Source organism: Lunatimonas lonarensis, assembly GCF_000390185.1.
GTDB lineage: Bacteria > Bacteroidota > Bacteroidia > Cytophagales > Cyclobacteriaceae > Lunatimonas > Lunatimonas lonarensis.
On sequence record NZ_AQHR01000022.1, the window covers coordinates 94,634 to 116,121 of the forward strand.

A 21,488-nucleotide genomic window follows, 5' to 3' on the forward strand; every position below is an offset into this window, starting at 1 on the left:
TGTATACATTGCCCCATTGAAAAGATAGGTGGCAGAAACAAAATATCCAGGCGAGATGGAACCAGCCTGGATATTTTATTTTGGGGAGACCTAGCGTTAGCCTACCAGATTTCCCTCGTCGTCCCATTGGGCGATGGTTCCTCTTGTAGCAACATCAAGGTAAACATCTTTGTATTTTGGATCGTTTTGGAATCCATGCTTTGCCAGCACCTCCTCAGGAACGCCATCCCATGCGTTAGGCCTATTGCCAACATAGCCGAGATCCTTGAACCCCATTTCGCTGGTAAAAAATCCGGTAGCCGTGAGGTTTCTGAGCGTATTGAAAAACCGAACGCCCGTCTGCATCTCAGGTTTTGCCTTATCAGGATACGCAATTTCGTCAATTATCTGCAATCGCTGTTCCTGTGAAATCTCCAAAAACTTCTTGCCGAACAGCTCGTCTGCCTTGTGATCCAACCAAAGGAGTCCTCCCCGCATAGGGGTCTGGTAATCCGGAATATCCTTCATCATAAATTCGATGAAATCCGGAACACCTGCGTCGGTCGCACTGCCCGAAACATCGTCTGACGGAATGATGATGTCCACCAACACATCTACTTTTTTACGTTCCTCGTCGGTAAAGAAGGTGGTTGATTTCAGCATATCATTATGCTTGATCTCTTCGGGTGTTCTTCCGTAACTCCCAAAGTCCCCGATGGTAGGCTGATGTACCACCTCAGTGGTCTCGGAACCGCAGCCGGAAAGAATAAGCCCGGTGCCAAATGAGCCGGCCAGCAAAAGCTTTAAATTCTCGCGTCTATTCATGAGTTTATATGTTTTTCTTTTTCAACTGATCAATGATGTACTCGGATGTCCTCATAGAAAGGGCCAATATCGTCCAGGTTGGATTCTTGTCAGCTTGGGATACGAAAGGCCCGCCGTCCACCACAAAAAGATTTTTGCAGTCATGGGCTTGGCAATTGCTGTTCAACACAGAAGTCTTTGGATCATTGCCCATACGGGTCGTTCCCACCTCGTGGATGATCCTGCCAGGCTTATGCAAGCCGTATTGGCTTTCAGGCCCGGGCTTGTTTCCTAGGATGATCGCCCCCATGCTCGTCAATATCTCCTCGAAAGTGTCGTGCATGTGTTTCGCCTGCTTCAATTCCTGGTCTGTCCACTTGTAGTGGAACTTCAGCACTGGTATCCCATACTTGTCAACCACATTGTTGTCGATTTCGCAATAATTGGAATACTGCGGGATGCTCTCTCCCCTGCCGGACATACCAACCGTACTGCCATAGAACGTACGGATGTCCTTCTTCAGCCCCTCACCATAGCCTCCTGCCGGGCTCGGGTTTCCGAATTCATCCTTAATGTATTTGCGCATGGTATCCATTCCGCCGCCAAATCCATACGAAGGCATACCCATGCCGCCCCAGTACTCGATATGGTATCCTCGGGCGAAGTCCAATCCTTTTTCGTTCAACCACCAGGGCGTATAAATATGCATACCTCCCACACCATCTTCGTTGTAGCGCTCACGTCCCATCAACTCGGGCATGATGCCCATTCGGTCGGCACCGGTAGAGTCATGCAGGTACCTGCCCACATAGCCGGTGGAGTTACCTATGCCGTTCGGGTGGGATTTGGATTTGGAATTCAACATGATACGAGCAGACTCGCAGGCCGATGCACCAAGAACCACTACCCTTGATCGAAGCTTGTACTCCTTCATATCTACCTTGCTGACATAGGAAACGCCGGTAGCCTCACCCTTATCGTCCGTGGTCACTTTTCGCACCATCGCGTGCGTGTAAAGATCCACTTTCCCTTTTTTCATCGCAGGCTTCACCAAGCAGGTACCTGCGGAGAAATCTCCATAAACCTGGCAGGCCCGATTACACTGACTGCAGAAAAAACAAACACCCCGATCGTTGTTGACGGGACGGGTCAAGATAGAGAGGCGCGAAGGAATGATGGGTATATTAGCCTTTTTGGCCCCCCGTTGGATATACAGCTCATGTAAACGGGGCTTGGGAGGTGGAAGGAAAAATCCATCCGGCTCGTTATGAATGCCTTCCTTGGAACCAAAGACACCGATCAACTTATCTACACGGTCATAATAGGGCTTAATATCATCGTAGCCAATGGGCCAGTTGTCGCCCATTCCGTCCAGATCCTTCCGCTTAAAATCCAGCGGTCCGAATCGCAGTGAAATCCTGCCCCAGTGGTTGGTACGTCCTCCCAGCATGCGGGACCTAAACCAATCAAATTCGCTGCCTTGGCCCCGGGTATAGGGTTCTCCATCGATTTCCCAACCCCCTATAGCGGCGTCAAAATCCCCAAACGGACGAACGGTACCCGCTCCGCGTCGCGGTGATTCCCAAGGAAAACGAAGCTGGGTACGATGTTCATCCAGCGCAGGATCGAAATCCGCTCCAGCCTCTACAACAGCCACAGCCAATCCAGCCTCTGCCAAGATCTTGGAGGCCATACCCCCTCCGGCACCGGAACCGACAATGATTGCATCGTATTCCTCTCCGGAAGCCATTATCTGTATACTCATTCTTTTTTTGTTTTTTATTTAAAATCTGCAAAAATTACTACAAAATTCTGACATAAAAAAAATCCTTGTCACCAACGGTAATACTTCGTAGACAAAAAAAGGACTACCGTCTAGCCATGTAATATGGCCTTTCCCAACATCGACAGGAAGTTATAGTAATGGCCTTAAGTACTGCCAAACAGTTGCAGCCACCAAGGCCTGCCCCTCGGCGGTAGGATGGATCCCATCGGGAAGGTTCAGTTCCGGGTCTCCCGCTACACCCTCCAACAAAAAGGGAATAAGATGAACCTGCTCGCTTGCGGCTATTTCCTCGTAAATCCCCTTGAATGCATCCGTATATTCCTGACCCATGTTCGGGGGTATTTGCATGCCCGCAAGTAGAATCTGCACCTCTGGATAGCTGCTTTTCACTTTCTGGATAATTCCGATTAGATTGCCCCTTGTCTCCCCAACAGCGATGCCCCTTAGTCCGTCGTTGCCACCCAACTCCAGGATAAAAACGGCAGGCGCTTCCTCCAAAAACCAATCCAGTCGGTTTAATCCAGACGCCGTTGTTTCACCGCTAAGACCACCATTCACCACGCGATACGCCAGTCCTTCGTTATCAATCTTTTCCTGTATCAACGCAGGAAATGACTCGTCCTCCTCCAGTCCATAACCGGCCGTAAGACTATTTCCAAAAAACAAGATTAGCGGACGATCTTCCTGTACGATGATTTCCTCCACAGAACCTGTACCGCGCCCCCCTGCTTCCTGCTGCTTTGGCCCCGAACAACTGCCGGTAACCGCTAGTACCGTGCAAAGCAACCAAAAAACGAACTTATTGACCCATTTGCTCATAATAAACCATCATCGTAACACCGCTGTAAATTTGAACATAAAATAGGGATAAATACAGGAATATCACGACAAAATAAACTAAATGGCAAGGCTAACGTGTTTACTGTCCGTCCACCCTATTCGGTAAATTTCCCATGAGCATACTGAGTGTTAAAAACCTTTCCAAGACCTACCAAAGCGGAAACCGCCACCTCACCGTATTGGATGAGGTAAGTTTTGAGGTAAATCCCGGTGCCACCATGGCCATCGTAGGGCCATCGGGCAGCGGCAAGACCACTCTTTTGGGGCTTTGCGCCGGCTTGGATACCCCGACCACCGGATCCGTAGTGCTCGCGGGTAGCGCGTTGCAGTCACTATCCGAAGATGAGCGGGCGAAAGTTAGAAACGAATCGGTAGGTTTTATATTCCAAAATTTCCAACTTCTTTCCACGCTGACTGCCCTGGAAAACGTAATGGTCCCCATGGAACTCAAAAAACGAAAGGATGCCAGAGATAGAGCACAGGAACTGCTCGGATTGGTCGGTTTGGGGAACCGGATGACCCATTATCCGTCCCAACTTTCAGGTGGGGAGCAGCAACGGGTTTCCATAGCAAGGGCATTTGCAAACGATCCGAAAATACTTTTCGCAGACGAGCCCACCGGCAACCTGGATACTGAAACGGGGGATTTGATCGAAAACCTGATTTTTCAGCTCAACCGTGACAAAGGCACCACACTGATTTTGGTCACCCATGACCTGCAATTGGCCGAACGTACGCAGCAGACGATACACATCAAGGGAGGCAAAATCCAGGAGGTTACGCATGGATAATTTAGGCTGGATAGCTTTGATGGCCGTGCGGGACTTTCGAAAGAACGGAACCAAACTGGCACTATTTATCTCTTCGATATTGGTCGGAATTGCTGCTTTGGTGGCAATAAGTTCGTTTGGGTATCACCTCACCTCAGACATCGAACGGCAGGCGAAAGAACTACTGGGCGCTGATTTGGTCTTGAGCAAAAACCAATCGTTCGAAGAGCCCGATTTTGGTACCAATGTAGCCTCACGGGCAAAGGAGATCAACTTTGCCTCGATGGTTTCTTTTGTGGGCAAGGACGAAAGCCGACTGACCCAAATCCGCGCACTGGAGGGAGACTTCCCTTTTTATGGGAGCTTTGAAACCAGCCCCGCCATTGGCGAAGAGTCTTTCCGGAAGGGCGGAAAACGAGCCTTGGTTGAACGTATCCTGCTGGCGCAGTTTGACGCCGAAATAGGCGATTCAATCAAAATCGGCGAAGTAGTGTTCGAAATCGCCGGATCCTTGCAACGGGTACCAGGGCAAACCGGTATCACGGCCACCGTCGCGCCGGCGGTCTATATCCCTATGGAGACATTGGACGAAACCGGGTTGATCCAATTTGGAAGTAGGTTAAATTACGAGTTTTATTACGCATTTGCCGACGAAACAGCAATAGATGCCCTAATAGAAGAATATAAAGATAGCTGGGAAGAAGAAAGTATACGCTATGAAACCGTGCAAAGCAGGAAGGAATCTACAGGTAGATCCTTCCAGAACCTCGGCAATTTTCTCAGCCTGGTCGCTTTTATCGCTGTGCTCCTGGGCTGTGTAGGCGTAGCCAGTGCGGTAAATGTTTTTGTCAAAGAAAAGCTCCCGGCAGTGGCGGTACTTCGCTGCATAGGCGTGTCCGCTGGTGTTGTCTTTTCCATTTATCTATGCCAAATACTCCTCATGGGAACCATCGGGTCGGTCGTAGGAGCAGCACTGGGGACCGGCCTGCAATACATGCTGCCAGCTGTTTTTCAAGACTTTTTACCCGTAGACGTCACCGTGGGAATATCCTGGCCAGCCATAGCTCTGGGGATTTTCACAGGCATCCTGATTTCCCTACTTTTTGCACTTATCCCTCTCTTGAAAATCCGGACTGTATCGCCCATGATGACCCTTCGCCCAGAAGAAGGAAATACACGTTTTGTAAACGATCCCTTACGCTGGGCCGTATTGGCCGCCATTCTTTGTTTTTTGGTGGGTTTCAGCTATTACCTGCTGCGGGACTGGATACAGACGGGTTGGTTTACAGCCTTCGTTGTTTTTTCCTTCGGAGTACTGTGGTTGTTTGCCCTAGGCATTATGGGAGGCATCCGACGTTGGCTTCCGATTTCGCTCAGCTACCCCATACGCCAGTCTCTGGCCAATCTGTATAGACCCAATAATCAGACCGTCTCGCTGATAGCGACGATTGGACTGGGCACGGCGATGATTTCCACACTTTTCTTCGTTCAGTACCAACTGCTTGACGAGGTGAAATTCGCAGACAAAGAAGACCAGCCAAATATGCTCTTTTTCGACATCCAAACCCAACAGGTAGAGGCCGTCAGTCAACTGCTAAGAGACGAAGGCCTGCCGATTCTTCAGCAAGTCCCCATCGTGACCATGGGGCTGACCGCCATCAATGGCGTCACCAAGAAGGAAAATGAATCCCTTTCCGAAGAATCAGGCATGTCCAGGAGGCTGTATAACCGCGAATATCGAGTGACCTATCGGGATACGCTTATTCAATCCGAACGACTCACTGACGGAGCGCTTTACAGGTATAAACAGGCCGGCGACAGTATATTTATCTCCTTGGACAAGGGGTATGCGATGCGGACGGGGCTTAAGTTGGGAGATGAACTGACCTTTAACGTACAGGGGAGAACGTTAAATACTTACATTGGCAGCTTTCGGGAGGTAAACTTTAGACAGGTCTCCACCAATTTCCTCGTGCTGTTTCCAGACAACGTTCTTACCAACGCCCCCAAATTCCACGTGGTCGTAACCAAAACCAATAGCGACCAGGAAGCTGCAAAGATCCAAAACCAACTGGTGCGTCATTTTCCCAACGTCTCGGTAATCAACCTCAGTACTATCGTGGATACATTGGAAGAGATCCTGGGGAAAATCAGTTTTGTGATTCAATTTATGGCTTTGTTCAGCATACTTACTGGCCTACTTGTACTCATCAGTTCGTTGATTATCAGCAAATACCAACGTATCAAGGAAACGATTTTACTCAAGACCATCGGAGCCCAGCGAGCCATTTTAATTCGTATAAATACCGTCGAGTATCTTTTCCTGGGCAGTACCGCTGCGTTAAGCGGGATTTTGCTTTCGCTTTTGGCCACCTTTCTGCTGAGTTTCTATGTGTTCGAAATTCCATTTAGGGTGGAATGGATTCCCTTGATTTCTGTATATGGAGCTATTACCAGTATTACCGTGATCTTGGGTTGGTGGAACGGAAGAGATATCCTTAAAACACCCACCATGGAAGTGCTGCGAACCTGATCAAGCCTATGCGAACGCTGTTTTGTATCCTACTTGCCTTTTGGTCGCTACAAGCTCGGGTTGGGTATGCACAGCGCTACTTCGATGATGACAAGCTGCTTTCAAATCAAACCAGAATTGATTTCACCGGACATGGAGTACACCTTGTGAGGGAGATTGCCCTGAATCAGATCGTTGTTTTTGATACCGGTGTGGGGCTCGGAGGCGGGTATACGGATCTTGAACTTGATGGATTGAATCCTTATTGGAGTTTGACAAACCCAGCGATTAGCCTTTACGCCAACCCCAAATATTATTTTTACCGGAAAAAAGTAATCGAAACCTGCGAATTGTGTTTCAACAACGGAGGCGCCTTTTTGGGAGGACGCATTCGATATGTCAGCAGCCATGTTGGCGATCTTTATTTTACCGACCTACGAAGTACCCTACTTTCCAACGTTCACCTAGGATTCCAGATGAGCGGTCGGTCAAAAACGCTCTTTAGGGGACATTTGGGCCTCGGATACGCGGCCACGCTACATAGTCGAAAAGGCTCGTTTTATCGCAGTGTCGATGTTGGAATCAGCAAAATACTGAAGAATAGAAAAAAATAGTGAAAAAAACGCACACTCTTGAAACCTTTTGATTGATATATATGTATATACATTAAATACATTTGAAAGGTAATGGCGAAGTTAGAAGAATCAATCCAGCAAAAGGCGTTCAAAGATCCCTACAACAAAGCGGTTGTAAATATCCTTTACACCAATAGCTACATTGAAACCCGCCAAAACAAGCTGTTTAGGCCTTACGATATTTCCCCCGAGCAGTACAATGTGTTGCGCATACTGAGGGGAAAGCACCCCGAGCCGATAACGGTTTCCTCCATCCAGGAAAGAATGCTCAACAGGATGTCCAACGCTTCTAGGTTGGTGGAGAAACTTAAAACGAAAGGACTGGTGAACCGACAGGAGTGTGCGGCGGACAGGCGGCAGGTGGACATCACCATCACCCAAAAAGGACTGAGCCTCCTGCAGGTATTAGAGGACGAGATAAACCAATTCAACCGGAACATAATCACTCTTTCCCAAGAAGAAGTCGCCGTCTTGAATGAACTGCTTGATAAACTACGCAACGAATAGACATTCGTTTAATCTATTACATGTACAAACATATTTTGTTAATACATGTTTTGATTTGAGAATAAATAGTAAACTAAACCATCTATAAATTAAATTTTCAAACAACAAATTAACACAGCTATGAGCAAATCAAAATGGATTATTGATCCCACCCATTCCGAGGTATCTTTTAAAGTTAAACACTTGGTGATCTCCACAGTGACAGGCTACTTCCGAACGTTTGAAGGTAGTGCCGAAACGGAAAGTGATGACTTCATCGGCGGCAAAGTCGAGTTTAGTGCCGACATAGACAGCATCGACACCAACCAATCCGACCGTGATGCGCACCTGAAGTCAGCAGATTTCTTCGATGCAGCCAACAATCCAAAACTGGTTTTTTCTAATGGCGTCCTTAGTAAAAAAGGAGATGATTATGTACTAAAGGGAGACCTACAAATCCGTGAAACTACTCTTCCCGCCGAATTGGCTGTTGAGTTTGGCGGAGTGGCGGGTGATCCTTATGGAAATACCAAAGCCGGTTTTGAGCTGACAGGCAAGGTAAGCAGAAAAGCCTACGGCCTTACCTGGAATGCCGTGACCGAGGCTGGCAGCGTAGTGGTAAGCGACGAGGTAAAAATAATCGCCAGCATCCAACTGGTAAAACAGTAACCAATGTTTTCCCCGGACCTGCAATGGCCAGATCCGGGGAATTCCCCTAATCCCACGCAGTCATGTCTACACTCATAACAGGGATACACCACATCACGGCCTTGGCCAGTGATCCCCAAAAAAACCTAGATTTCTACACAAGTCTATTGGGTCTACGCTTGGTGAAAAAAACGATCAATTTTGACGCCCCAGATGTTTATCATTTTTATTTCGGTGACAAAATCGGCACACCAGGTACCATACTGACGTTTTTCCCCTTCCCCGGTGCCAGAAAGGGCCAAAAAGGGGTAGGCGAAACGACCTATACTGCCTTTTCCATTCCACCAGACTCATTGTCCTATTGGCAAAAACGTATAAAAGAGCATGGTCTAATTGTTTCCGATGAACAGGAACGGTTTGGGGAAAAACTCTTCCGATTCGAAGACCACGATGGTATGGGCATAGAGCTAATTGCCTCCTCCAATGACCCCCGCCCAGGATGGCAGGGAGGTAAAGTGCCCGCCGATCATGCCATAAAAGGCTTTCATAGCGCGACGCTAAACCTTCGGGCCATGGAATTGACCACTGACCTATTGACCGAGGCCATGGATTATCAGTTTATCGGCGAAGAAAACAACCGATTTCGATTTGGCGTTGCCGGCCAACCCGGCGACCTGATCGACATCGTCCTGAACCAACCGGCCTCACGCTCTGTACAAAGTGCCGGCACGGTACACCATATCGCCTTTAGGACGGCCACACGGGCCAGCCAACTGGAAATACAACACAAACTTCAAAACTATGGCCAGCAAGTGACTGAGGTCAAAGACCGAAACTACTTCTACTCCATTTATTTTCGCGAGCCGGGAGGCATACTCTTTGAGGTTGCCACAGACGAGCCGGGATTCGCCATTGATGAAACTGTCGAAGAACTAGGTAATGGTCTAAAGCTGCCCACATGGGCGGAACCTCACCGCGACCGAATCGAAAAAAGCCTGCCCAAACTACAAATGAGGTAGCTATATCCGCTGAAGCTATGATTCAACACGGAAAAAAACTAACAGAAGCAACAAGAGTAGCCATTCTCGTTCACGGACGAGGATCGACTGCCCACCAAATTCTTAGCCTAACCGATTATCTAAAACTGGATGATTTTGCGGTTCTGGCACCTCAGGCCGCGGGCAATACTTGGTATCCCTACAGCTTTATGGCAGCTAGGCAGCAAAACCAGCCCTTTTTGAACCAATCCCTTTCCCAGCTGCACGGCGTGGTACAACAGGCTATTACCCAAGGAAAAACCTCCCAACAACTATATTTTTTTGGGTTTTCACAAGGTGCCTGTCTTGTATTGGAATACACTGCGAGGCATGCAGCGCAGTATGGGGGGATAGCCGCCTTCACCGGTGGGCTAATCGGAGACAAGCTGGATACCAACGTGTATACCGGAGACTTTGGTCAAACACCTGTCCTTCTGGCTGCCAGCCACCGGGACTTTCATGTTCCGCTTGCCCGGATTGAAGAATCCGAGCAGATACTCCTTTCGATGAACGCCAAAGTACACAAAATCATCGCTCCCGACACCGACCATACCATACGGGAGGAGGAAATCAACTGGGTAAACAATCACATCCTGGCCTAAGCGGTTACAACAAAACGGGCTGTTTCCTATCGATCCGATGGAAAACAGCCCGTTTTTGTTTGAAGCAGCGTAAAAGATTGTTTTATTCTTCTGATTCCAAAAATGGATATCGGTAATCAACCGGACTGACGAATGTTTCCTTTATCGTTCGGGGGCTTACCCAACGGAGTAAGTTGATCATTGAGCCCGCTTTGTCATTGGTTCCGGAGGCCCGTGAGCCACCAAAGGGCTGCTGCCCAACCACTGCCCCGGTAGGCTTGTCATTGACATAAAAGTTCCCGGCTGCATGCCTCAGCTTTTGGGTCGCCAACTCGATGGCATACCGATCTCTGGAAAATATAGCACCCGTAAGTCCATAGGAGGAAGTTTGATCTACCAGTTCCAATGCCTCCTCGAAATGCTCCGAATGATAGACATATATCGTCAAGACGGGGCCAAAAATCTCCTCACACATGGTTTTGTACATGGGATCCTCAACCAACAGGACGGTTGGAGCGATGAAGTAGCCTTTGGATTTATCGTAGGTTCCCCCGGCAAGTACTTGTACACCCTCTGAATTCTTTGCCTCTTCGATATAGGCCATAATTTTATCAAAGGCTCGTTCATCTATTACAGCATTGACAAAATTGGTAAAGTCTTCGGTACCTCCCATTTTCATACCGGCCAAGTCAGCCAACAAATACCCCTTCACCTGCTCCCAGCTATTCGACGGGATATAGGCACGGGAAGCTGCGGAACACTTCTGACCCTGAAACTCAAACGCACCTCGGGCAAGCGCCGTGGCCACTTCCTTCGGATTTGCTGATTTATGGGCAATCACAAAATCCTTGCCTCCTGTCTCTCCGACTACCCTGGGATAGGTTTTATACCTTCTGATATTCGAGCCTATGGTTTCCCATATCGTTTGAAAAACGGCCGTAGACCCGGTAAAATGGATCCCCGCAAAATCGGGGTGTTGGAATACTACTTCACCCGCTATTGGTCCATCTACGTAAATCAAGTTGATTACGCCATCCGGCAAACCCGCAAGCCTAAACACTTCCATGATGATATTGGCAGAATAAACCTGGGTATAGGCCGGCTTCCAAACGACCGTATTCCCCATCATCGCAGGGGCAGCGGGCAGGTTGGCGGCTATTGCCGTGAAGTTGAATGGTGTCAACGCAAACACAAACCCCTCCAACGGTCGCTGCTCCAGTCGGTTCCAAACGCCCGGATCGTTTTTCGAGGGTTGCTGCGAATAGATTTCGGTCATGTATTTTACATTGAACCGCAAGAAATCAGCTGTCTCGCAAGCAGCATCGATTTCAGCTTGAAAAACATTCTTGGACTGGCCCAACATCGTCGCTGCATTGATCTTGTACCGATACGGTCCTGCAATCAACTCCGCCGCTTTTAAGAAAATAGCCGCCCTTTGCTCCCATTGCATGTTTTCCCACGCATACTTGGCGCCCAAAGCAGACTGGATCGCCTGCTCCACATGAGAGGAATCCCCTTCGTGAAAATACCCCAACAAATGTTGATGGTCATGGGGTGGGCTGAGTCTGATTTTTTTCCCCGTCCGTACCTCATCAGATCCTATAAACATTGGGATGTCCACGACTTTCCCCCTAGCCTCGGCAATAGCGGCCTGAAGTTCTACCCGTTCCCGACTTCCAGGTGCATAGCTTTTCACAGGTTCGTTGATCGGCTCCGGAACATTAAAAAACCCTTTAAGCATGGTATGTTTGGTTTAGTTGAAAGCTTGATTTTCCTACAAATATACGAAGTTCTGCACAGCTTATGACAAGCTCCTGCCGGACTCGCCCCCCAATTTACGCTTTCATCACGCCATTGCGGAGATACGCACTACAAAATGTCCCTCAGCTCAGTCAACGACTTGACCATATAGGTAGGCACTATCCCGCTATTTCGATTTTTGGGGTTGAAAAAAACCTGATCGATCCCCGCATTCTGCGCCCCCAAAATATCAGATTGAGGATTGTCTCCGATCATAAGGCATTCGTGGGGGCGGGTCCCGAGCGCAGATAATGCGTACTCAAATATCCGCTTATCGGGCTTTCTATAGCCCATCGTTTCGGATGTTACGACCAACTGAAAATACATTGTAAGGCCGGCTGATTTTAGTTTCATCCCCTGACTTTCATCAAACCCATTGGTAATGATATGCATGGGATACTTTGTGGCCAAGTAATCCAGTACAGGGAAGGTATCTGCGAACACATGGGGTTTTGACGATGTTCTTGCCAGAAAATCCGTTTCCATCTCCTGCGGTACCTGGCTCGGATCCAATCCAAAACGCTCGAAAATACTTCTAAACCGGCGAAACCTGAGCATATCCTTCGTAACTGCCCCCACATTGTACAGGTCCCACAACTCATAGTTGACCTGTTCGAAGGCATCAAAAAAAGCATCGAACCCTGGAATACCGAAGTGAACAAGGTCATAAAGCTGAAAAAGCTCGCTCAGGGATTCCCGAACGTTCCGATCGTAATCCCAAAGGGTATGGTCGAGATCGAAAAATAGGTGGCTGTATTTCTTTGTCATAGGTTGACTAGAGTCCGTACTTGGTGTCTTGAATCTTGTTTTTGGCCAGCTCTCGATTAGAGAAGAGAATAGTATACACCTCTTGGTCGCGGAGCAAGTTGCTGTCTTTTTGGATAAACTTAAAAATCTGCTGAATGATTTCAACAGCCTCGTCCAGTATGTAATAAAACGTCCATTGATCCCGCTTCTTACTGCCTACCAGACCTGCGTTTTTCAAGTAGGTGATATGCCGACTGGTTTTGGTCTGTGTAAAATCCAGAATGTGCTCCAGGTCAGAGATACTCATTTCCTTGTTTTGCAGCAAAAGGTGCAGTATCCGTACCCTTGGTTCTTCGGAAAGCGCCTTAAAAACCCGCATTCCATAACTTAAGCTTATGTTTTTTAGCCGCATTTAATTAATTTTAACAATTAAAAATCCAGTCAAATTACGTAAATCAAGCGAAAATACCGTATCTATGACGTTTAAATCGGTGACAATTTCAGAACAACCGAAAAAGAATCCCGTTAGCCATTAGTAAAGAAAAGATCACAGCCGTGAAAAGTACCCATATATCCATCCTTGTAATATTCTTTGTTCTCGTTGGTTTTGTCCCGGGAGCCTATGCGCAGGATGCGCCGCAACGAAAAATTGTGCAGCTGTCCGGAGTAATTCTCAACTCAGACAGTACCGTAGCCATTCCCGGTGTCAACATATACGTACCGCGCAAAGGAAGGGGCACCAGCAGCAACCGATACGGGTATTTCTCCATGCCAGTCGTGGCTGGGGATAGCGTCGTTTTTTCGTTTATTGGACTCAAAAGACAGTCTTTAAAAATCCCTGAAAACATAGAGGATGACAAGGTGAGCTACATTCTCACCATGGTAGAGGACGAGTATGCGCTCTCCGAAATCGAAGTTATGCCCTACCCCACGGAAGAAGAATTCAAAAATGCCATCCTCGCTCTTAACATAGAGGACGAAATCCAACTAAACCGGGGCAACCTAAGCCCGCAGCTACTGCTCAGGTGGGCAGAAGAAATGCCGGCGTCGGGCAACGAGAATTTCCGTCAATTTACCAATCAGCAGATGATGCAGACCATGGATCGCTACGGGCCTCGCCCGCTGCCCCTGCTGAATCCATTTGCTTGGTCCCAATTTATCCAATCCATCAAAAGAGGGGATCTTCGAAACAGGGATTAGTCATCAAAGAAGGCTAAGCCCATCCATTTTCCCAAGGAACACGCTGCTTTCATGTAACACCTAATATATTCGGTCTCACGCCGGAGGGTGACTAAGAAAAGCATTCCCTGACCGGCGTTATCGGGGCGGGTACCCGTCCTTTGAAAAATCAAATACTAGCACATGACAAAAAACATCTACTGCCTTTTTTTGGCTCTGTTGCCGTTCGTGGCAAGTGCCCAAACCTCTGAACCTTCCCACGAAATCACCCGACCCAAGCTGGTGGTAGGCATTGTGGTGGACCAAATGCGCCAGGAATATTTTTACAAGTTCCATGACCGATATGTGGATGGCGGATTTAAGCGGCTAATGCACGAAGGCTTCATGATGAAAAACGGACATTACAATTACATTCCCACCTATACAGGCCCCGGACATGCCTCGGTGTACACCGGTGCTACACCCGCGACCCATGGGATCATAGCAAACGACTGGTATGTACGGCAATTGGGCCGGACTGTTTATTGTGCAGAAGATAGTACAGTCAGCTATGTGGGAGGAAGCGAATCTGCCGGAAAAATCTCCCCCCGCAATATGCTGACAACGACGATTACCGACGAACTAAGGTTTGCCACCAACAAGCGTTCGAAAGTAGTAGCCATATCCCTGAAGGACAGAGGGGCAGCCCTCCCCGCCGGGCATTTGGGTACCGCTTATTGGTACGATGGAAAAACAGGGGAATTCATGAATTCCTCCTATTACGGAGAAAAGTTACCCGCCTGGGTGGTGGACTTCAACAAACGCCAACTCCCCCAAAACTACCTAAGGCAGACATGGGAACCATTATTCCCGCTTGCGTCCTATTTGCAGAGTGTGTCAGATGACAACGAATTCGAGGCAGTGCCCATCGGGAAAGATGCTCCTGTGTTCCCCTATGTATTGCCCGAGCTTATGCAAAACAATGGCGGCCTGGGCATGATCAGCAGCACTCCCTTTGGCAATAGCCTGACGCTCGACATGGCCTATGCCGCCTTGGAATCCGAGGAGCTGGGCAGACGAGGAGAGACTGACTTTTTGGCCATCAGTTTTTCGGCTACTGACTACGTTGGCCATGCGTTCGGCCCATCCTCCATTGAATTGGAAGATACTTACCTACGATTGGACCGGGAGCTAGCCGCATTCTTTGCCCACCTGGATCGGGAAATCGGTGTGGGTGAGTACTTGGTGTTCCTCTCCGCAGACCATGGCGTAGCCGACGTGGTTCGTTTTATGCAAAGCGAAAATGTGCCTGCTGGCAGCCTAAATACCCGTTTCGTTCTTACCCAACTGCGTGGCTACACTACCCAAAAATACGGTGAGGGTAATTGGATAGAGAACTTCTCGAATGAACAGGTGTTTCTAAATCATCAGTTGATTCGCGAAAAAGGCATCGATCTACATGCCATGCAAGAAGATGTGGCTGCTTTCTTGCTGCGCTTTGAGGGCATCAAAGAAACCTATACCGCCCAAGACATGCGAAGGCATGAATTCACCTTGGGCAGAAGGCACCTTCTCCAAATGGGATTTAACCATAAAGCCTCGGGCGATGTGCTCTTGGTGTTGGACGCAGCCTGGCTTACAGATGCTTCAAGGGGAACAACCCACGGAACCGGATACACTTACGACACGCATGTTCCGATAGTTTTCTATGGCTGGGGCATTAAGCCGGGCTCCAGTTCCCGCTACGCCAATGTGACGGATATTGCCCCTACCTTGGCCATGCTACTACATACCCGGCTGCCTAACGGGGCTACCGGGCAGCCTATTGGGGAGATCTTAGATAGGGAATAAATTTTATTTGGAAGTCTCATCGAAAAAACTCCTTATCGGGTCAGATAAGGAGTTTTTTTAATTTTGAAACCACTTTTTTACAAATGTAACAAGTCGTTCATTCAACCACCCGCACAACTGACTTATCCCTTTTAGTCCCGTAGGCACCATTTGCTAATGAAGCCCCAGACTATTGATTCCGCGCCTTTGGCGCTTAAGTGGTGTTGTCTCATTCTCCCTTGGGCGATGCCCAAGGCTATTGATTTGGCACCTTTGGTGCCGGTGATGAAATAAGCACCGACGGTACGGTAATCATTCACACGGCCTGCGAGGGATACTCAGGCATGGCATTCGATGACCCGCAAGCACCAAAGGTGCGACAATCAATCCCACAAACTCCGCTCATCCTATTCAATCTTCTACGCGCTTGGAAACGCAAAGTATACGCAATAGATTAGGACATTATTTTATTCGTCTTTTCAAGCACTACCCTCCCTTATATGCTTTAAAACAGATTATTTGTTGTTTTTTCAGAATTTTCTAAGGCAATAGTTGCAACTATCGTTTTTTTTTATCAATTTAAGTGCCATTCAATCAATGTTCTACTTAAACTCAAAGAAACATGAAAAGATAGATTAACAATTCAAAAAAAGGAATGGCGACTCTGGGCGCACTTGCGTTTATCCTGGTGGCTAGCTGGCAGTTTGGTATTAGTGGTACGGAAGCGACGTTTTCTGCAAACGAAGTAGCGTTGGAGAAGGCGATTGCGGGGTCAAATCAATATGGTGGGGTATGTTGAGATTGGTACACGGGAGAATGCGAGCATCCTATTGGGCAAACTTTTTTAAAATCTTTGTGGTATGGTGGTTATGAAACTTGCTTTTAATCTTCCCCACTCCAATAACTATTTGAAATGTTTGAGTGGAAAAATTCCACTCAAACTCTCTTTACTAATTAATACCATATTAGCCAATATGATAACTCCCCAAAAGTTAATTGTATTTTGTGTTTTCGCCTTTCTTCTATCTTGTAGTACTCCTGTCAAAGAAACACAGGATTCCGATTATTTCATCCGCACCTTTAACCTTGAAGATGTTCCGGCACCAGATACCTTAAGAGGTAAAAAACTTAATTTAACAAACTTGATTAATCCCGAATCTATACTTTGGACTGGAAAATACCTTGTGGTGGGTGAGGGCAAAACCCTAGACTTTTTTCTTTACGTTGTCGATCCTACAAGAGAAACACTAATCAAAGCATTTGGAAAGGATGGTTTCGGGCCGGGGGAGATAACCACCGCCTATCAATTAGAGAAAGGTAAATCCGTAAATGAGATCTGGGTATATGACCATAACCAAAAACTGATTGCCTTGTTTGATTTGGAATCACCGGATGAACTTTATCAAAAAGCTTTTCGTCAGCCACAAAATATGTATTTGGCTACAGATATACGTTGGTTTTCGGATGAGGTACTTATATGCCGGTTGGCAGATGGGGATGATAAGTATGTACTTTACGATACACTTGGAAATCAGCTTACCACTTATGGTACCTGGAGCCAACTGATTGCGGATCCTTCACTCCCTCCCAATGTAGTCAAATCCATTCACCAAGGGAGAACGTCCTTTAACCCAGCTCAAAAAAAATATGTATTGGGAGGACGTTTTAGGGATTTTATAGAAATTTTGGATCTTTCAAGTGGGAAAATCATTTCCACTCGTGGTCCGGAGCACAATATCCCGGCGTTTGAGGTAGATTACTCAGCAGGCTACCCCATGGCACAGTTTACCGATAGAAGCCTTTCCAGCTACTATATGGACATCTTGGCAGGAAATGAATTTATTTATGCCCTGTATTTCGGAAAGTCTGCGGATTGGTATTATCAGAAAGGCGAATTGTCAAAAGAAATCTTTGTGTTCGATTACGCCGGCAAATTGGTAAAGACCTACACCCTGGATCATTCGCTGGTTTCCATAGCGGTAGACGAGAAAAGCAAACGCTTTTTCGGTATTTCATCAGATAAGGATCCGAATGTGGTGATATTTGATTACGGTGATTGGTAGTACATACGATATAGGCTTTCCCTTATTATAACTTACAATATTGCCGTAATCGCTTAGGCCCTTGTAATTCCCAGCCCATGAGCCATTTGTTTTTATGGCTGGGGAAAGTGAACTGGATTTCGACTTATGGAACAGGCACTCTATACCATATTATACCCATACGGGTACTCTCTATAGTCAAAGACACTCTTCTATACCCGATGGGGTATATTTTAATCAAAATTTGTATATTTGTACCCGAACGGGTAAATTGTTTATGAATGAATACAGGGAATAACTATGCTGCTTCACCCTTAAGCAGCTTTGTAAAAGCCAAGAGAAAGGAACTGGGGCTTACTCAAAACGATTTAGCAGATAAAGCTGGTGTAGGCTTACGCTTTGTACGGGAATTGGAACGTGATAAACCCTCCCTCCAAAAGGATAAGGTAAACCAGGTATTGGTATTGTTTGGTTATGAACTCGGTCCGGTGCCAATAAACCGCAGTAAACTGATCCATGAGAAAGGCTAAAGTGTATATGCATTCCGATTGGGCAGGAATTCTCAAAGAGGATGAGGAAGGGTATTATTTTCAATATAGGGATGTTTATCTGAAAAAAGAGGATGCAGAGCCTGTAAGTTTGACCCTTCCGCTACAAGAAAAACCATTTCAGGATAAAGTGCTTTTTCCGTTTTTTGACGGTCTGATACCGGAAGGGTGGTTACTGAATATCGCTGAAAGAAACTGGAAACTAAGCGCACGTGATCGGATGGGTTTGTTACTTAAAACCTGTCACGACTGCATAGGTGCAGTGAGCATTGAACCAATGGAAGAAGAAAAAGAAGATGAGTAAAAATTGCTGTCTATATTGTTATAAGGAACTGGATGGAGGCGAAATGGATTTTCATTCAAAATGCAGCAAAAAAATATTTGGTAAGCCTGTTCCTCCCCTATTGGACTATACCAATGATCAAATGCTGGAACTGGCTGAAAAGGTAATACAGAGTCAGTCCTCAGTAACCGGCGTACAGGCAAAGCTTTCCTTAGGGCTGGAAAACATGACCGAAAAAGATAAGCCTCAAAAACTGACTATTATGGGTGTTTGGGGCGGATACATATTGAAACCGCCGAGTGAACATTATCCAAGTTTGCCCGAGCTAGAAGACCTCACGATGCATCTGGCAGCTATAGCCGGAATAAGAACCGTTCCGCATACCTTAATCCGCTTAAAGTCAGGTGAACTTGCTTACATCACCCGCCGAATTGATAGAAAAGGAAAGCAAAAATTCCACATGGAAGACATGTGCCAACTTACCGAACGGTTAACAGAATCGAAGTATCGGGGTTCCTATGAACAGATTGGAAAAGCACTGGTTCACTTTTCGACCAATCCCGGATTTGATATCATCAACTTCTTTGAGCAAGTGGTATTTTGTTTCCTTACCGGTAACAATGACATGCACCTGAAAAACTTCTCTCTCTTTAAGGATCCGAAAAGGGGATACAACCTTAGTCCCGCCTATGACATGGTAGCTGCCCAGTTGGTGGTTGAAGGAGATAGCGAAGAATTGGCACTCACTCTTAACGGAAAAAAAAGGAAACTAACCCGCAGGGATTTTGAAGCAGCTATAGGAAGGTTCGAACTTGATCAAAAAGTATTTGACAACATTTTCCTGCGTTTCAAAAAATCGATACCCAAATGGCATGAGTTTGTGGAAATAAGCTTTCTTCCGAGTAAAATGAAGGAAGCCTATCACGTAATGATTGATAAAAAAGCCAAACAGCTCGAACTATAATCGAGTTGATTAAAAGTGCTCAACGTTAGGAGTCTGCCATTTTGACACCCTTTTGATTTTGGAACAGGTCTTGATTACCCTGGTTCAGTTAACGTACGAAATTGTTTTAATCAAAATCATATAAAGCCATGCAGGAAAAAGGTACCATTTCGATCCATACCGAAAATATTTTCCCCATTATCAAAAAATTTCTCTACTCTGATAATGAGATTTTTTTAAGAGAACTGGTTTCCAACGCAGTTGATGCCACACAGAAAATCAAGCGATTGGCCCAATTGGGTCAATACGCAGGGGAGCTGGGAGATACCACCGTGAAGGTAAACTTTGACAAAGACAAAAAAACCATCACCGTATCGGACAGCGGACTGGGCATGACCGCGGAAGAAATCAAAAAATACATCAATCAGATTGCTTTCTCCGGTGCAGCAGAATTCGTAGAGAAATTCAAGGAAGCCAAGGATGCCAACGAGATCATCGGTAAGTTTGGACTTGGCTTTTACTCCGCTTTCATGGTAGCCGATAAAGTGGAAATCCAAACCCTTTCTTATCATGATGGAGCTGCTCCCGCTAGCTGGACCTGTGACGGCAGTACGGAATTTGAAATAGGCCCCGGAACCCGTACCACACGCGGAACCGACGTGATCCTTTACGTTAACAGCGAATCCGAGGAATTTCTGGAAAAGTTTAAGCTCCAGGAAATCTTGGACAAATACGCCAAATTCTTGCCTGTCCCTATCCAATTTGGCACCAAAACCGAAAGTGTGGAAGACGGAGAAGACGAGGAAGGCAAGAAAAAATGGAAATCGGTAGAGGTCGACAACATCATCAACGACACCACCCCTATTTGGACCAAATCTCCCAACGAGCTCAATGACGAGGATTACCTAAAATTCTACAAAGAACTGTATCCCTTCAGTGAGGATCCGCTATTCTGGATTCACCTGAATGTAGACTACCCGTTTAACCTAACCGGAGTGCTGTATTTCCCAAAAGTCAAGAACGAATTTGAGCTACAGCGCAACAAAATCAAGCTCTTTAGCCGACAAGTCTTCATTACAGACGAGGTAAAGGACATCGTTCCGGAATTTCTGATGCTCCTGCACGGGGTGATCGACTCCCCGGACATTCCGCTAAACGTATCCCGCAGCTTCCTGCAAGCGGACGGCAACGTGAAAAAAATCAACAATTACATCACCAAAAAAGTAGCCGATAAACTCTCGGAGCTGTTCAAAAAAGACCGGCAAGCTTACGAGGCAAAATGGAATGACATCGGCCTCTTTGTAAAATACGGCATGATCAGCGAGGATAAGTTCTACGAAAAAGGCAAAGAATTTACCCTTTTGAAAAATACCGACGGTGCATTTTTCACGCTGAACGAGTACAGCGACAAAGTAAAAGCGATCCAGACCGACAAAAACGATCAGACCATCTACCTGTACGCCACAAACGTCAGCAAGCAGGATGCCTTCATCCAGTCAGCCAATAAGAAAGACTACGATGTGTTGGTGATGGATTCCCCGATTGACAGCCATTTCATCCAGCACCTGGAAGGAAAACTGGAAAAAACATCCCTGAAACGCGTGGATTCCGATGTAGCCGAGAAGCTGATCCAGAAAGACGACGGCTATGCCAATTTGCTTACAGAGGAACAATCGACGAAGGTAAAAGAGGTTTTTGAAAAAGCCATCGCCAATAAAACGTACAGTGTGGAGGTGGAAAGCTTAAGCCCAGAAGAGCTTCCAGTAACCGTGACGATGGACGAATTCATGCGGCGTATGAAAGACATGGCCCAAACAGGCGGAGGCGGGATGTCCTTTTACGGATCCCTGCCAGACAGCTACAAAGTGGCCATCAACGGCAATCACGGTGTGATTGATAAAATCCTAAAAGCAGAGAACGAAGAAGAACAGGCCAAATTGGCTAAGCAGGCATTTGACTTGGCCTTGTTGGCGCAGGGACTGCTCACCGGCAAAGATCTTACCGACTTTGTAAAAAGAAGTGTAGGCATGCTCTAAGCAGCGCCTGCCCCCTCAATAAG

General features: G+C 46.9%; 21 protein-coding genes. 15 read left to right on the forward strand and 6 right to left on the reverse strand.

The features are described from left to right. Positions 1–96: 96 nt before the first annotated feature. From ADIS_RS03055 to ADIS_RS03065, 3 genes are all read right to left on the reverse strand, one after another. Positions 97–804 (reverse strand): gluconate 2-dehydrogenase subunit 3 family protein, encoded by a 708-nt coding sequence (locus tag ADIS_RS03055; protein ID WP_010852836.1) that lies wholly within the window; start codon positions 802–804, stop codon positions 97–99. A gap of 4 nt (positions 805–808) precedes the next feature. Beyond that, positions 809–2,548, reverse strand: coding sequence for a GMC oxidoreductase (locus ADIS_RS03060; RefSeq protein ID WP_010852837.1), 1,740 nt, complete (start codon positions 2,546–2,548; stop codon positions 809–811). Positions 2,549–2,698: 150 nt separating this feature from the next. Further along, positions 2,699–3,388 (reverse strand): arylesterase, encoded by a 690-nt coding sequence (locus ADIS_RS03065; protein ID WP_010852838.1) that lies wholly within the window; start codon positions 3,386–3,388, stop codon positions 2,699–2,701. 134 nt (positions 3,389–3,522) lie between these two features. Between ADIS_RS03065 and ADIS_RS03070 the strand changes: the two genes are divergently transcribed. The 7 genes from ADIS_RS03070 (at position 3,523) to ADIS_RS03100 (ending at position 10,099) form a co-directional block, all read left to right on the forward strand. After that, the gene (locus tag ADIS_RS03070) at positions 3,523–4,200 is read left to right on the forward strand and encodes an ABC transporter ATP-binding protein (RefSeq protein ID WP_010852839.1); all 678 of its coding nucleotides are present in this window, start codon (positions 3,523–3,525) and stop codon (positions 4,198–4,200) included. Then, the gene (locus ADIS_RS03075; protein WP_010852840.1) at positions 4,193–6,712 is read left to right on the forward strand and encodes an ABC transporter permease; all 2,520 of its coding nucleotides are present in this window, start codon (positions 4,193–4,195) and stop codon (positions 6,710–6,712) included. Before ADIS_RS03070 ends, ADIS_RS03075 begins: the two co-directional genes overlap by 8 nt. An 8-nt stretch (positions 6,713–6,720) precedes the next feature. After that, positions 6,721–7,305 carry a hypothetical protein gene (locus tag ADIS_RS03080; protein ID WP_010852841.1) on the forward strand — a complete coding sequence of 195 codons (585 nt, stop codon included), beginning with the start codon at positions 6,721–6,723 and terminating at the stop codon, positions 7,303–7,305. A 72-nt stretch (positions 7,306–7,377) separates the two neighbouring features. Then, on the forward strand, positions 7,378–7,833 hold the full coding sequence (locus ADIS_RS03085; RefSeq protein ID WP_010852842.1) for a MarR family winged helix-turn-helix transcriptional regulator: 456 nt from the start codon (positions 7,378–7,380) through the stop codon (positions 7,831–7,833). 120 nt (positions 7,834–7,953) lie between these two features. Beyond that, positions 7,954–8,481 carry a YceI family protein gene (locus ADIS_RS03090; protein ID WP_010852843.1) on the forward strand — a complete coding sequence of 176 codons (528 nt, stop codon included), beginning with the start codon at positions 7,954–7,956 and terminating at the stop codon, positions 8,479–8,481. 62 nt (positions 8,482–8,543) lie between these two features. Beyond that, positions 8,544–9,479, forward strand: a complete 936-nt coding sequence (locus ADIS_RS03095; protein ID WP_010852844.1) for a ring-cleaving dioxygenase — start codon at positions 8,544–8,546, stop codon at positions 9,477–9,479. A 17-nt stretch (positions 9,480–9,496) separates the two neighbouring features. Then, positions 9,497–10,099: an alpha/beta hydrolase gene (locus ADIS_RS03100; protein WP_010852845.1), complete on the forward strand. Its 603-nt coding sequence runs from the start codon at positions 9,497–9,499 to the stop codon at positions 10,097–10,099. 82 nt (positions 10,100–10,181) lie between these two features. Here ADIS_RS03100 and pruA read toward each other — a convergent pair whose 3' ends face one another. From pruA to ADIS_RS03115, 3 genes are all read right to left on the reverse strand, one after another. Continuing rightward, complete coding sequence (gene pruA, locus ADIS_RS03105; protein ID WP_010852846.1) at positions 10,182–11,819, reverse strand: L-glutamate gamma-semialdehyde dehydrogenase; 1,638 nt, start codon at positions 11,817–11,819, stop codon at positions 10,182–10,184. A 128-nt stretch (positions 11,820–11,947) separates the two neighbouring features. Then, on the reverse strand, positions 11,948–12,646 hold the full coding sequence (locus tag ADIS_RS03110) for a YjjG family noncanonical pyrimidine nucleotidase (protein ID WP_010852847.1): 699 nt from the start codon (positions 12,644–12,646) through the stop codon (positions 11,948–11,950). A 7-nt stretch (positions 12,647–12,653) separates the two neighbouring features. Next, positions 12,654–13,037: an ArsR/SmtB family transcription factor gene (locus ADIS_RS03115; protein ID WP_035804479.1), complete on the reverse strand. Its 384-nt coding sequence runs from the start codon at positions 13,035–13,037 to the stop codon at positions 12,654–12,656. A 143-nt stretch (positions 13,038–13,180) separates the two neighbouring features. Here ADIS_RS03115 and ADIS_RS03120 point away from each other — a divergent pair, with 143 nt between their 5' ends. The 8 genes from ADIS_RS03120 to htpG all read left to right on the forward strand — a co-directional run bounded on the left by ADIS_RS03120 (position 13,181) and on the right by htpG (position 21,465). Continuing rightward, positions 13,181–13,825 (forward strand): carboxypeptidase-like regulatory domain-containing protein, encoded by a 645-nt coding sequence (locus ADIS_RS03120; protein WP_010852849.1) that lies wholly within the window; start codon positions 13,181–13,183, stop codon positions 13,823–13,825. Positions 13,826–13,987: 162 nt separating this feature from the next. Further along, on the forward strand, positions 13,988–15,634 hold the full coding sequence (gene pafA, locus ADIS_RS03125) for an alkaline phosphatase PafA (RefSeq protein ID WP_010852850.1): 1,647 nt from the start codon (positions 13,988–13,990) through the stop codon (positions 15,632–15,634). A gap of 634 nt (positions 15,635–16,268) precedes the next feature. After that, positions 16,269–16,412, forward strand: a complete 144-nt coding sequence (locus ADIS_RS22890; protein WP_010852852.1) for a hypothetical protein — start codon at positions 16,269–16,271, stop codon at positions 16,410–16,412. Positions 16,413–16,755: 343 nt separating this feature from the next. Beyond that, entirely contained in the window at positions 16,756–17,676 is a 921-nt protein-coding gene (locus ADIS_RS03130) for a BF3164 family lipoprotein (RefSeq protein WP_162141549.1), read from the forward strand. Between the two features lie 260 nt (positions 17,677–17,936). Beyond that, complete coding sequence (locus ADIS_RS03135; protein ID WP_010852854.1) at positions 17,937–18,185, forward strand: helix-turn-helix transcriptional regulator; 249 nt, start codon at positions 17,937–17,939, stop codon at positions 18,183–18,185. Beyond that, entirely contained in the window at positions 18,172–18,507 is a 336-nt protein-coding gene (locus tag ADIS_RS03140; RefSeq protein WP_035804482.1) for a HipA N-terminal domain-containing protein, read from the forward strand. Before ADIS_RS03135 ends, ADIS_RS03140 begins: the two co-directional genes overlap by 14 nt. Then, positions 18,500–19,450, forward strand: a complete 951-nt coding sequence (locus ADIS_RS03145) for a HipA domain-containing protein (protein ID WP_010852856.1) — start codon at positions 18,500–18,502, stop codon at positions 19,448–19,450. Before ADIS_RS03140 ends, ADIS_RS03145 begins: the two co-directional genes overlap by 8 nt. A 128-nt stretch (positions 19,451–19,578) precedes the next feature. Continuing rightward, positions 19,579–21,465 carry a molecular chaperone HtpG gene (gene htpG / locus ADIS_RS03150; protein WP_010852857.1) on the forward strand — a complete coding sequence of 629 codons (1,887 nt, stop codon included), beginning with the start codon at positions 19,579–19,581 and terminating at the stop codon, positions 21,463–21,465. Positions 21,466–21,488: the final 23 nt, after the last annotated feature.

What these genes read in the sequence shown, in the direction of transcription:
- ADIS_RS03145 (WP_010852856.1), top strand. Translation starts at nt 18,500, where the DNA reads ATGAGTAAAAATTGCTGTCTATATTGTTATAAGGAACTGGATGGAGGC.
- ADIS_RS03075 (WP_010852840.1), top strand. Translation starts at nt 4,193, where the DNA reads ATGGATAATTTAGGCTGGATAGCTTTGATGGCCGTGCGGGACTTTCGA.
- ADIS_RS03080 (WP_010852841.1), top strand. Translation starts at nt 6,721, where the DNA reads ATGCGAACGCTGTTTTGTATCCTACTTGCCTTTTGGTCGCTACAAGCT.
- ADIS_RS03110 (WP_010852847.1), bottom strand. Translation starts at nt 12,646, where the DNA reads ATGACAAAGAAATACAGCCACCTATTTTTCGATCTCGACCATACCCTT.
- ADIS_RS03060 (WP_010852837.1), bottom strand. Translation starts at nt 2,548, where the DNA reads ATGAGTATACAGATAATGGCTTCCGGAGAGGAATACGATGCAATCATT.
- ADIS_RS03085 (WP_010852842.1), top strand. Translation starts at nt 7,378, where the DNA reads ATGGCGAAGTTAGAAGAATCAATCCAGCAAAAGGCGTTCAAAGATCCC.
- pruA (WP_010852846.1), bottom strand. Translation starts at nt 11,819, where the DNA reads ATGCTTAAAGGGTTTTTTAATGTTCCGGAGCCGATCAACGAACCTGTG.
- pafA (WP_010852850.1), top strand. Translation starts at nt 13,988, where the DNA reads ATGACAAAAAACATCTACTGCCTTTTTTTGGCTCTGTTGCCGTTCGTG.
- ADIS_RS03065 (WP_010852838.1), bottom strand. Translation starts at nt 3,388, where the DNA reads ATGAGCAAATGGGTCAATAAGTTCGTTTTTTGGTTGCTTTGCACGGTA.
- ADIS_RS03140 (WP_035804482.1), top strand. Translation starts at nt 18,172, where the DNA reads ATGAGAAAGGCTAAAGTGTATATGCATTCCGATTGGGCAGGAATTCTC.
- ADIS_RS03070 (WP_010852839.1), top strand. Translation starts at nt 3,523, where the DNA reads ATGAGCATACTGAGTGTTAAAAACCTTTCCAAGACCTACCAAAGCGGA.
- ADIS_RS03055 (WP_010852836.1), bottom strand. Translation starts at nt 804, where the DNA reads ATGAATAGACGCGAGAATTTAAAGCTTTTGCTGGCCGGCTCATTTGGC.
- ADIS_RS22890 (WP_010852852.1), top strand. Translation starts at nt 16,269, where the DNA reads ATGGCGACTCTGGGCGCACTTGCGTTTATCCTGGTGGCTAGCTGGCAG.
- ADIS_RS03115 (WP_035804479.1), bottom strand. Translation starts at nt 13,037, where the DNA reads ATGCGGCTAAAAAACATAAGCTTAAGTTATGGAATGCGGGTTTTTAAG.
- ADIS_RS03090 (WP_010852843.1), top strand. Translation starts at nt 7,954, where the DNA reads ATGAGCAAATCAAAATGGATTATTGATCCCACCCATTCCGAGGTATCT.
- ADIS_RS03135 (WP_010852854.1), top strand. Translation starts at nt 17,937, where the DNA reads ATGAATACAGGGAATAACTATGCTGCTTCACCCTTAAGCAGCTTTGTA.
- ADIS_RS03100 (WP_010852845.1), top strand. Translation starts at nt 9,497, where the DNA reads ATGATTCAACACGGAAAAAAACTAACAGAAGCAACAAGAGTAGCCATT.
- htpG (WP_010852857.1), top strand. Translation starts at nt 19,579, where the DNA reads ATGCAGGAAAAAGGTACCATTTCGATCCATACCGAAAATATTTTCCCC.
- ADIS_RS03095 (WP_010852844.1), top strand. Translation starts at nt 8,544, where the DNA reads ATGTCTACACTCATAACAGGGATACACCACATCACGGCCTTGGCCAGT.